The sequence below is a fragment of the Pseudomonas sp. HB05 genome, from assembly GCF_016756915.1.
In the GTDB taxonomy this organism is placed as follows: domain Bacteria; phylum Pseudomonadota; class Gammaproteobacteria; order Pseudomonadales; family Pseudomonadaceae; genus Aquipseudomonas; species Aquipseudomonas alvandae.
The window spans coordinates 352,121-362,699 of record NZ_JAESPG010000002.1 but is presented as its reverse complement, the minus strand read 5'-3'; the positions used below and the strand labels follow the sequence as shown (position 1 = coordinate 362,699).

Genomic DNA, 10,579 nt, shown 5'->3' with positions numbered 1-10,579 from the left:
CAGGCTCGCTCCCACAGGGATCTTGGGTTTCCATGAGCTTTGCATTCAGCGCGGGACTATTGTGGGAGCGAGCTTGCTCGCGAAGACGTCGGAATATCCAACATCACTGCAAGCTGATCCACCGCTTTCGCGAGCAAGCTCGCTCCCACAGGGATCTTGGGTGTCCAGGAGCTTTGCATTCAGCGCAGGACTATTGTGGGAGCGAGCTTGCTCGCGAAGACGCCGGCATATCCAACATCACTGCAAGCTGATCCACCGCTTTCGCGAGCAGGCTCGCTCCCACAAGGGGTGTGGCGTACGCAAGATCTGTGAGCAACTCGGTAAAACTGTGGGAGCGAACTTGCTCGCGAAGGCGTCGGCACATCCAGCATCATTGCAAGCTGATCCAATGCTTTCGCGAGCAAGCCCGCTCCCACAGGTTTCAACTGGCGGGCATCAGAACCAGGTTTCCATCTGGATACCGTACTGCCACACACCGCCAGCGTTGAAGTCGGTCTTGCCAAAGGAATCCGTGGCGCTGTACCTGTCCAGGTCCGAGGACCAGTTCATGACGCTGGCGAACAGACGCAGCTCAGGGCGCGTGAGCAGATCGCCCAGGTCGGGCTTGAAGGTCGGGGCGACGGTGAATTTCCAGAAGTTACCGTCGACTGCGCTGCGTTGCAGGTAACCCTTGGGGTCAAGCTGCATGGTTTGCCAGCTCATCTCGTAGGCCATTTCGAAATTGCTGTTGATCGCATTGGCCAACCGCACGTTGAGCGTCATCCAGCGGTAGTCATCACCCTTGACGTAGCGGTCCTTGCTTTGCTCAGCCAGCAGGCTCGGGCCGATGCGCCAGTTGGGCGACAGGGGCGTTTCGCCGTACAGCGCCACGCGCAGCGCACGGGCGTCGTCGATCAGTTCGCCATCGGCGCCAACGTTCTTGGCCTCGGCCCCCAATCCCTGGCCATAGAGCAGCGCCGTCTTGAAGAAGCCTTCGCGGCCGAAAAAGGTATTCTGGTGATTGGCGACCATGCTGTGCAAGCCAGAGTCGGCTGGCGCCAGCCCTGCTTCGTTGACGCGGGTGCCGAAGTCGTTTTTCTTCGAGCCGATGGCGTTGAACATCCATTGCCACTGCCCACCGTCGAAAAATTGGTTGGAGGTCAGGATGTAGCTTTCCACATCGGCATTGACGCCGCCCTCGCTGAAGTCCCCGTAGTTGCGACCGATCAATGAGTAGTTCGAGCGCCAGTTCCTGTTCATCTGTACATCGTAGATACCGCCGCCGGTACCCGCCAGATAGACAACATCGGAGTCCAACCAGTGGATGTCGAAATTGTCCCTGTCGAAGCGCTTGCCTGCCCACAGGGTCGAATTTTCGAACATCGCGTTGCCCTTGAATGCCGCGAGGTGATCGAGTTCGGTGAACACCTGGCGCACGTTCAGGTTGCTTTCCTCGGCAGTCCAGTCATTGGAGCTTTCCACGCCGTCGGCAATGGACACGGTGAATTTGGAGCGGGTGCCGTTCTGCGCGTACAGCTCTTTCGACAGGTCGATGCGCATGTAGGTGTCGTCCTCGTTTCCGAGTCGCCCGACGGCGCCACCGACAGAACCGGCCGGCGTGGTGTATGGACCGCCACGACCACCGCCCAAGCCATCGTTGATCAGCAAGCCGGAGCGGGCGTAGCCCTTGAAGCTGAAGCCGTCCGTGAGGTGTGCGCCACTGCCCTGCTTTTCCGTGCTTTGCTGGCGGGCTTCGAGTTTTGCCAGGCGCGCATCAACGGTCGGCGTCGCAACCGGGGCTGCAACGGCAACAGCCACCGCTGGCGTGGCGAGTTTGATTTGCTGCAGTTCCCTGGCGAGGGCCTGGGTTTGCTGTTCGGCGGCTGCGGCGCGTTTTTCCGCTGCGCTGGCACGGGCTTCAAACGCCGCCATTCGCTCTTCCAGAGTAGCGGCCTGAGAGGTGACTGCCGAGGCGCCGAGCGCGCTTGCGAGTAGCCAGCTTGATGCTTTCTGCATGTGGATTTCCCTGTCTTGTTTTTATTGTTCTGTTGCCGCAGCCGGTCTTTTCCCCAAGGTCCGGAGTTATCGATCCTGAGGAAAAAAAGGATGCCTCGTTGCTAATACACTGCTACATTTGGCGATGTTAACGTTAACTTTTCCAAAAACAAAAATAAAGAGGGCTTTATGAAACAGTTCAAATCGCTCGTCCCGACGGCGCTGCTCAGCCTTTTCATCGGGTTTCCAACCCTGTCGATGGCTGCCAACCTGACGATTTCCTGCGGTGCCGTGGGTGCGGAATTGCAACTGTGCAAGGAGGCTGTCGAGGCGTGGTCGAAGCAGACCGGCAACAGCGTCGAAGTGGTTTCCACGCCAAACTCGGCGACCGAGCGGCTGTCGTTCTATCAACAGATCCTCAGTGCGCAATCCAGCGACATCGACATCATCCAGATCGACATGGTGTGGCCGGGCATGTTGGCCAAGCACTTGATGGACCTGCGCGAGGTGCTGCCGGCCAACGCCACCCAAGGTTATTTCCAGGCCCAGGTGGACAACGCCACGGTGAACGGACGCCTGGTGACGATGCCGTGGTTCACCGACTCGGGGCTGCTGTATTACCGCAAGGATTTGCTCGAGAAGTACAACAAGCCCGTGCCCCAGACCTGGGAAGAAATGACGAGCACCGCCAGGGCCGTCCAGCAGGCCGAGCGTGATGCCGGGAACGCCAACGCATGGGGTTACGTTTTCCAGGGGCGCGCCTATGAAGGCCTGACGTGCAATGCGCTGGAATGGATCAGCAGCCAACCGCAAGGCGGACTGGTCAATGCCCAAGGCGACATCGTGGTGAACAGTCAGGCCTCGAGGGCGGCGTTGACCCTGGCGAAAAGCTGGGTGGGCGACATCGCCCCGCGTGGCGTGCTCAATTACACCGAGGAAGAAGGACGCGGCGTCTTCCAGTCCGGCAATGCACTGTTCATGCGCAATTGGCCGTATGTCTGGGCCCTGGTGCAAAGCCCGGACAGTGCCGTCAAGGACAAGGTCGGCGTCGCTCCCCTGCCCCGCGGCGGCGCCACGGGCAGCCACGCGTCCACCCTCGGCGGCTGGGGCCTGGCGGTATCGCGCTACAGCGCCAATCCCAAGCTCGCCGCCGAACTGGTGAGCTACCTGAGCAGTGCCCAACAGCAGAAACACCGCGCCCTGGTGGGTGCCTACAATCCGGTGATCGAGTCGCTCTACCAGGACCCTGAGTTACTCGCCGCCATGCCCTACTACAAACAACTTCACAGCATTCTCAACGACGGGGTCATGCGCCCCGCCTCGATCACGGCCGACCGCTATCCACGGGTGTCCAATGCACTCTTCGATCAAGTGCATGGCGTGCTCGCGGGCGAGCGGCCGGTGGACCAGGCGCTGGCCGAGTTGGAAAGCGAACTCACACGGATCAAACGCCGGAGCTGGTAAGCCCCAAGGAAGGAAATCACCATGTCTGTCTCCACGACTCTCGCCCACAACGATGGCGAGCAACTGCTCACCCGGGAAACACCGGTACAACGCCGCCGCGTTCGCGCCGCCTGGCTGTTCCTGACCCCGATGTTGCTGTGCCTGGCGCTGGTGGCGGCCTGGCCGTTGCTGCGCACGTTCTGGTTCAGCCTGACCGACGCCAGCCTGGCCGCCACCGGCGACGCCACCTTCATCGGCTTTAGCAACTACCTCTTCTATAGCGGTTCCGCCTGGTCAGGCCTGCTCGTCGATCCACAGTGGTGGAATGCGGTGCGCAACACGTTGCATTTCACCGTGGTGTCGGTGGGGCTGGAAATCGTCCTCGGGCTGCTGGTGGCGCTGCTGCTGAACGTCAAGTTCACCGGTCGCGCCCTGGTGCGGGCGTTGATCCTGATTCCCTGGGCGATCCCGACCATTGTCTCGGCGAAAATCTGGTCATGGATGCTCAACGACCAGTTCGGCATCATCAATCACCTCATGCTCGGCCTCGGCCTGATTGACGTGCCCCTAGCCTGGACAGCCGACGCGGACCTGTCGATGTGGGCGGTGATCATCGTCGACGTCTGGAAGACCGTGCCCTTCGTCACGCTGCTGATGCTCGCCGCCTTGCAGATGCTGCCCAGCGATTGCTACGAAGCCGCGAGGGTCGATGGCATTCACCCGGTCAAGGTGTTCTGGTGGGTCACCCTGCCGCTGCTGATGCCGGCATTGTTAGTGGCAGCGATCTTCCGCATCCTCGATTCCTTGCGGGTGTTCGACGTCATCTATGTATTGACCTCGAACTCATCGAGCACCATGAGCATGTCGGTCTATGCCCGCCAACACCTGGTGGAATTCCAGGACGTCGGCTACGGCAGCGCCGCCTCGACCTTGCTGTTCCTCGTCGTGGCGGTGATCGCCATGGCATATCTGTACCTCGGACGTCGTCAACTGGAGGTGCGCTCATGAGCCCTCGCCTGTTGAAAAAAGCCTTGTTGCGCCTCGGCTTCTGGAGCCTGATCGGGACCTTGCTGGTGTATGCGGTCTTCCCTTTCTATTACGCCATCGTGACGTCGTTGAAGCCGTCCAGCGCCTTGTTCCAGGTGAGCTACTGGATCGATAACCCGGACTTCTCCAACTATGTCGCCGTGCTCAACCAGGCCTCGTTCCTGCGGGCCATCGGCAATTCGCTGGTGGTTTCGCTGTGCGTGGTCGCGCTGGCGCTGTTCCTCAGCTTGACCGCCGCCTATGCCTTGGGCCGGGTGAAGTTTCGCGGGCGCGGCCCGGTGTTGATGATGGTCCTCGGTGTCTCGATGTTTCCCCAAGTCGCGGTGCTGTCGGGATTGTTCGAAGTGATCCGTGCCCTGGGCCTGTACAACACGTCCTGGGCATTGATCCTGAGCTATACGATTTTCACCCTGCCCTTCACCGTCTGGGTGCTGACCACCTTCATGGGGCAACTGCCCCATGAGTTAGAAGAGGCCGCGATCATGGACGGTGCGTCACCCTGGGTCACGCTGACCCGCGTGCTGCTGCCGCTGCTCTGGCCGGCACTGGTCACCACGGGGCTCTTGGCCTTCATCGCCGCATGGAACGAGTTCCTCTTCGCCCTGACCTTCACCCTCACCGACTCGCAACGCACGGTCCCGGTCGCCATCGCGCTGATTTCCGGCGGCAGTCCCCATGAGCTGCCTTGGGGCTTGCTGATGGCGGCGTCGGTGCTGGTCACGGTGCCCTTGGTGATTCTGGTGCTGATCTTCCAGCGCCGCATCGTTTCCGGCCTCACTGCCGGGGCGTTAAAGGGCTGAGGCCCAACACAGACAAGAAAGGAACAGCATCGTGATCAAGTTGAAGCTGGATAAAGTGAACAAACAATTGGGCGGCGCACGCATTCTTCGTGACGTCAGCCTGGAAATCCCGGCAGGCGAGTTCGTGGTTTTCGTCGGCCCTTCGGGCTGCGGAAAGTCCACCCTGCTGCGGCTGATCGCCGGGCTGGACTCGATCTGTGGCGGCGACCTGCTGATCGACGGACGCCGGGTCAACGACCTGGAGCCCCGCGAGCGTGGCGTCGGCATGGTGTTCCAGTCCTATGCGCTGTACCCGCACATGAGCGTCTACGACAACATCAGTTTTGGCCTCAAGCTGGCCAAGACCGAAAAGACCAGCCTGCGCGAGCGGGTGCTGAAAACCGCGCAGATCCTGCAATTGGACAAACTGCTGCAACGCAAGCCAAGGGAACTGTCGGGCGGCCAGCGTCAGCGCGTGGCGATGGGCCGGGCCATGGCGCGGGAGCCGGACATCCTGTTGTTCGACGAACCACTCTCCAACCTCGACGCCTCCCTGCGCGTGCAGATGCGCAACGAAATCGCCCGCCTGCATGGGCGACTGGGCTCGACCATGATCTACGTGACCCACGATCAAGTCGAAGCGATGACCCTGGCCGACAAGATTGTCGTGCTCAACGGTGGACGCATCGAGCAGGTCGGCTCGCCGCGGGAACTCTACGAGCGTCCGGCCAGCCGTTTTGTCGCCGGTTTCCTCGGCTCGCCCAAGATGAATTTCCTGCCGGCAAGCCTGCATCACCCAGGCGAAACCAGCCTGATCGACAGCCCCTTGTTGGGGATGACGCGCCTCCCCATCGACAGCACCCACCTGGCGACGAACAGCCCGCTGAGCCTGGGGATTCGTCCGGAGCACGTCTCGCTCAAATCGACCCAGGGAAACGCCGGAATCGTCGTGGCCGGGGTCGAATACCTGGGCAGCGAAACCTACGTCCACCTGGAAACAGGCGACGACGAACCGCTGATCTGTCGCTGCGAAGTCAACGCTGGATGGCGGGTGGGTGACCGGGTCGAGCTGCAACTGGATATCGACCACCTGCACGTCTTCGACGCGCACGGCACGGCGTTGAAGCGCCGCGCCATCGAAAACCTGCCCGACGGCCTCGCTCCGCGCTCGGCCCATGCGGGCGCCCTATGACCTTGTCCTTGAATACCATGAGCAATCCAACACCCGCTTCTCTCGAAATGGCCCAGCAGGCTCTGGAAGATGGTCTGCCGCGCCTGATCCACGACTATCGACCCGACTATCACCTGGCCCCGCCAACCGGTTGGATGAACGACCCGAACGGGGTGGTGTTCTTTCGTGGCGAGTACCACGTGTTCTACCAGCACCATCCCTTCGACGCCCAATGGGGCCCGATGTATTGGGGCCACGCCAAGAGCGCCGACCTGGTTCATTGGCAGCACCTGCCCATTGCCCTGGCGCCGGGCGATGACTTTGACCGCGACGGTTGTTTTTCCGGTAGCGCGGTGGTGTGTGGCGACACGCTGGCGCTGATCTACACCGGGCATACCTGGTTGGGCGACGTGGGTGACGAACGCTTCATCCGCCAAGTCCAGTGCCTGGCCACCAGTGTCGACGGCGAGCGGTTCGTCAAGCATGGCGCCGTCATCGAGCACGCGCCGCAAGCGGGAATCATGCACTTTCGCGACCCCAAGGCCTGGCACGCGGATGGCTACTGGTACCTGATCGTCGGGGCGCGCCTGGCCGATACACCACTGCTGCCGCTGTACCGCTCCACCGACCTGCGCGCCTGGGAATTCCTCGACTACGCGTCCAGGGGCACTGACGGCGATGGCTACATGTGGGAATGCCCGGACCTGTTTCGCCTGGACGGACGCGACGTATTGTTGTACTCGCCGCAAGGCATGCAACCGGCGGGTTACGAACGGCTCAACAAGTACCAGACCGGTTATCGCATTGGCCGCCTCGACAGCGACTGGCACTTCACCGGCGGGCCGTTCATCGAACTGGATAACGGTCACGATTTCTATGCTGCGCAAACATTGGAAACCGTCGATGGCCGGCGCCTGGTGTGGGCCTGGCTGGACATGTGGGAAAGCCCGATGCCGAGCCAGGCCCATCACTGGTGCGGCATGCTCGGCTTGCCGCGCGAGCTGGAACTGCAAGGCGATCGCCTTGGCACGTTCCCGGCACGGGAACTGGTCGCGCTGCGCCAGGCGCCATTGCCGAGCGTCGCGCCGTGGGGCGAATCTGGCTACTGTTCGGTGCCGCAAGTGACGGGCGACAGGCTCGAAATCCATGTGCACCTGGACCTGCTCGGCTGCACCGAAGGCCAATTGGGCGTCGCCTTGCGCTGCAGTGCCGATGGGCAGGAACAGACCTTGCTCTATTACGATGCGGCACTGCGACGCCTGGTGCTAGACCGCGGCCGCTCGGGTGCGCAAGTGAGTGGCCAGCGCAGCGTCTCGATAGCGCCCGAGGAAACGCAACTGCACCTGCGGGTGTTCCTTGATCGTTCGTCCATCGAGGTGTTTGAGGACAACGGCCGCTTCAGCCTCAGCAGCCGCATCTACCCACGGCCCGACAGCCTCGGGGTGACGCTATTGGCAAACGGGACGGGTGGGCGTGTCGCCATTCCCAAGGCGTGGCCGCTGGGGTCGGGATGGCTGTGAGTCGGGTCATTCGAGTCGCGAGAAACCAGGGGCCTGTGTCATGATTCCACGTCAACCTGACTGGCCACACTTCGCATGACTTCCGTGAAAGACGTTGCACAGCTGGCCGGCGTATCCCTGATGACGGTTTCGCGCGCGCTCAACACGCCGGAAAAACTGAGCCCCGAAACCCTTCAACGGGTACGTCGCGCCATCGATGAATTGCAGTTCGTACCGAGCCTGTCGGCGCGCCGGATGCGCGGCGACAACTTGCAGGCGCGCACCATCGGTGTGTTCGCACTGGACACCGCGACTACGCCGTTCGCCGTCGAGTTGCTGCTGTCCATCGAACAGACCGCGCAGCAGGCTGGCTGGAATGTCTTCATCCTCAACCTGCTGAGCAGCCCGCCCACCGACCAGAACATCGACTTGATGCTGTCGCACCGCCCCGACGGCTTGATCTTCAGCGCCATGGGGTTGCGCCAGGTGAGCATTCCCGAGCGACTCAAGAGCAAGCCCCTGGTGCTCGCCAATTGCCTGGCCGATGACAGCCAACTGGTCAGCTATGTGCCGGACGATGAAGCTGGACAGTATCGCGCCGTGCATCACGCGCTGAGCCAAGGCTACCGGCGTCCGCTGTGCATCAATCTGCCCAGGAAGAGCGTCGCCTGGAGCCTGCGTCAACAGGGCTTGCAACGCGCCTGCCAGGCATTCGGGCTGGCGCCTGGCGCACTGTTGCAATACGACCTTTCCGACCACGATGCCTATGGTGAAACCGCCGCCATTCTCGAACGGCATATCGTGGATGGTCGTCCGCAATTTGACATCCTGGTCTGCGGCAACGACCGCATTGCCTTTTGCGCCTATCAATGGTTGTTGGGCCGTGGCCTGAAAATTCCCGATGATGTGGCTGTGCTCGGCTATGACAACATGATCGGCATCGCCGAATTGTTCATGCCGCCACTGACCACAGTCCAACTGCCGTACTACGAGATTGGTCGCCAGGCGGCCACGCACCTGATCGAGACCCTCGACGTCTCGGGCACCCGGCCCGTGGATTGTCCACTGGTGCTCAGGGCATCGTTGTAGTCCCACAGGGATAGTGAGTGTTCATGAGCTTTGCATTCAACCTGCTCCCACAGTTTTGAACGCCCACCCGTTATTTCGCGAATAACTGGCTCATGTCCTTGAACGCCTTGAACTCCAGCGCATTGCCGCACGGATCGAACAGGAACATCGTCGCCTGCTCGCCCACCTGGCCCTTGAAGCGCACGTAGGGTTCGATCACGAATTGCGTGCCGAAGGACTTCAACCGCTCGGCCAGCGCTTCCCATTCAGCCCAGCCCAACACCACGCCAAAATGCGGCACCGGCACATCGTGGCCATCCACCGCGTTGCTGTGCACGCTTTCCTGGGACGCGGTCTTGGGATGTTCATGAATCACCAGTTGATGCCCGTAGAAATTGAAATCGACCCATTGCTCGCTGGAGCGGCCCTCCTCCAGTCCAAACACTTGGCCATAAAAAGTGCGGGCTGCCGCCAGGTCATAAACCGGAATCGCAAGGTGGAAAGGTGAGAGGCTCATCGGGACTCCAGGGATTTTTTGTTTATCGGGATACGCAACGGCGCGTGCGTCCCATCGTAGGCGTGCAGGTACAACAAAAAAATCAATATAAATTTCTTAGAAACACAACTAATGTTGATCAATGATCAAAGAACTCAAGACCCTCATCGCCGTGGCGCGCGAAGGCACCTTCGCCGCCGCCGGGCACAAGATCGGCCTCACCCAGGCGGCGGTCAGTGCGCAGATCCAGCGCCTGGAAACCGAGCTGGGCTTCGACCTGTTCGACCGCAAAGGCCGCTCGGCCCACCTCAACAAGCGGGGCCAGCAGATACTCCTGCAAGCCCAGGAGCTGATTCGCCTTTACGAGAATCTCGGTTCCACGACGCCCGGGCTTCCACCCAGCGTATTGGTGAATATCGGTGCGATCGCCTCAGTCCAGCGCGCCTACCTGCCGGACGCCCTCGCCAGGTTTCACCAGCAGTGTCCCCAATGCCGCACGCGTGTCGTGCCCGGCCTCTCGGTCGAGTTGATCAACCTGGTGGACGCCGGCGAGATCGACATGGCGGTGATGATCCGTCCGCCGTTTTCGCTGCAAAGCGACCTGCGCTGGACGACGCTGGCGCTTGAGCCTTATCGGCTGATCGTTCCCCGTGGGATGCCGGGCGAGGATTGGTCGGCGCTGCTGTCCGGCCAACCCTTCATCCGCTACGACCGCTCTTCCTTCGGCGGCAGGCAAGTCGATCGCTTCCTGCGGCAGATGCATTTCACACTGCGTGAGGTGTGCGAGCTGGATGAACTGGACGCGATCATCAAGCTCGTCGAGAAAGGCGTCGGTGTCGCCCTGGTGCCGCAGACCTCAGCCCATCAACCATGGCCCAAGGGCGTGCGGGCACTCGACCTCGGGGCGCACACGTTTCATCGTGATATCGGCCTGATCCACCGGTCGCGACAGAGCCTGGCCGACCCCGTCGCGATCCTGGCCGAACTGGTCATCGAGCAGGCCGGCGGCGGGATCTAATAACCCACGGCGAAGCTGACCAACCCCTTGCCCGGCAAATCCGCCACCGCCACACGCAGATGCCGGGGCCAATGGGAGGGTTCG

9 protein-coding genes are annotated in these 10,579 nt (G+C 61.5%); 7 read left to right on the top strand and 2 right to left on the bottom strand.

Annotated elements, in window-relative coordinates:
* Positions 1 to 435: 435 nt before the first annotated feature.
* The gene (locus JMN22_RS04135) at positions 436 to 1,995 is read right to left on the bottom strand and encodes a carbohydrate porin (RefSeq protein ID WP_198795905.1); all 1,560 of its coding nucleotides are present in this window, start codon (positions 1,993 to 1,995) and stop codon (positions 436 to 438) included.
* 168 nt (positions 1,996 to 2,163) lie between these two features.
* Here JMN22_RS04135 and JMN22_RS04130 point away from each other — a divergent pair, with 168 nt between their 5' ends.
* From JMN22_RS04130 to JMN22_RS04105, 6 genes are all read left to right on the top strand, one after another.
* Positions 2,164 to 3,438, top strand: coding sequence for an ABC transporter substrate-binding protein (locus tag JMN22_RS04130; RefSeq protein ID WP_198795904.1), 1,275 nt, complete (start codon positions 2,164 to 2,166; stop codon positions 3,436 to 3,438).
* Positions 3,439 to 3,459: 21 nt separating this feature from the next.
* Positions 3,460 to 4,425 carry a carbohydrate ABC transporter permease gene (locus JMN22_RS04125; protein ID WP_198795903.1) on the top strand — a complete coding sequence of 322 codons (966 nt, stop codon included), beginning with the start codon at positions 3,460 to 3,462 and terminating at the stop codon, positions 4,423 to 4,425.
* Positions 4,422 to 5,264: a carbohydrate ABC transporter permease gene (locus tag JMN22_RS04120; RefSeq protein ID WP_030141595.1), complete on the top strand. Its 843-nt coding sequence runs from the start codon at positions 4,422 to 4,424 to the stop codon at positions 5,262 to 5,264. Before JMN22_RS04125 ends, JMN22_RS04120 begins: the two co-directional genes overlap by 4 nt.
* Positions 5,265 to 5,295: 31 nt before the next feature.
* The gene (locus JMN22_RS04115) at positions 5,296 to 6,435 is read left to right on the top strand and encodes a sn-glycerol-3-phosphate ABC transporter ATP-binding protein UgpC (protein WP_198795902.1); all 1,140 of its coding nucleotides are present in this window, start codon (positions 5,296 to 5,298) and stop codon (positions 6,433 to 6,435) included.
* On the top strand, positions 6,432 to 7,934 hold the full coding sequence (locus tag JMN22_RS04110) for a glycoside hydrolase family 32 protein (RefSeq protein WP_198795901.1): 1,503 nt from the start codon (positions 6,432 to 6,434) through the stop codon (positions 7,932 to 7,934). The genes JMN22_RS04115 and JMN22_RS04110 overlap by 4 nt, the downstream gene beginning before the upstream one ends.
* Before the next feature lie 75 nt (positions 7,935 to 8,009).
* The gene (locus tag JMN22_RS04105; RefSeq protein ID WP_198795900.1) at positions 8,010 to 9,002 is read left to right on the top strand and encodes a LacI family DNA-binding transcriptional regulator; all 993 of its coding nucleotides are present in this window, start codon (positions 8,010 to 8,012) and stop codon (positions 9,000 to 9,002) included.
* A 70-nt stretch (positions 9,003 to 9,072) separates the two neighbouring features.
* Here the strand turns inward: JMN22_RS04105 and JMN22_RS04100 are convergent, their stop codons facing one another.
* Positions 9,073 to 9,498 carry a VOC family protein gene (locus JMN22_RS04100; protein WP_030141599.1) on the bottom strand — a complete coding sequence of 142 codons (426 nt, stop codon included), beginning with the start codon at positions 9,496 to 9,498 and terminating at the stop codon, positions 9,073 to 9,075.
* A gap of 121 nt (positions 9,499 to 9,619) precedes the next feature.
* Between JMN22_RS04100 and JMN22_RS04095 the strand changes: the two genes are divergently transcribed.
* A complete protein-coding gene (locus tag JMN22_RS04095; RefSeq protein ID WP_198795899.1) occupies positions 9,620 to 10,495 on the top strand; it encodes a LysR substrate-binding domain-containing protein in 876 nt (291 codons plus the stop codon).
* Positions 10,496 to 10,579: the final 84 nt, after the last annotated feature.

Bases quoted from the DNA above. Each gene is read 5' to 3' on its own strand.
- JMN22_RS04135 (WP_198795905.1), bottom strand. From the start codon at position 1,995: ATGCAGAAAGCATCAAGCTGGCTACTCGCAAGCGCGCTCGGCGCCTCG.
- JMN22_RS04130 (WP_198795904.1), top strand. From the start codon at position 2,164: ATGAAACAGTTCAAATCGCTCGTCCCGACGGCGCTGCTCAGCCTTTTC.
- JMN22_RS04125 (WP_198795903.1), top strand. From the start codon at position 3,460: ATGTCTGTCTCCACGACTCTCGCCCACAACGATGGCGAGCAACTGCTC.
- JMN22_RS04120 (WP_030141595.1), top strand. From the start codon at position 4,422: ATGAGCCCTCGCCTGTTGAAAAAAGCCTTGTTGCGCCTCGGCTTCTGG.
- JMN22_RS04110 (WP_198795901.1), top strand. From the start codon at position 6,432: ATGACCTTGTCCTTGAATACCATGAGCAATCCAACACCCGCTTCTCTC.
- JMN22_RS04105 (WP_198795900.1), top strand. From the start codon at position 8,010: ATGACTTCCGTGAAAGACGTTGCACAGCTGGCCGGCGTATCCCTGATG.
- JMN22_RS04100 (WP_030141599.1), bottom strand. From the start codon at position 9,498: ATGAGCCTCTCACCTTTCCACCTTGCGATTCCGGTTTATGACCTGGCG.
- JMN22_RS04095 (WP_198795899.1), top strand. From the start codon at position 9,620: ATGATCAAAGAACTCAAGACCCTCATCGCCGTGGCGCGCGAAGGCACC.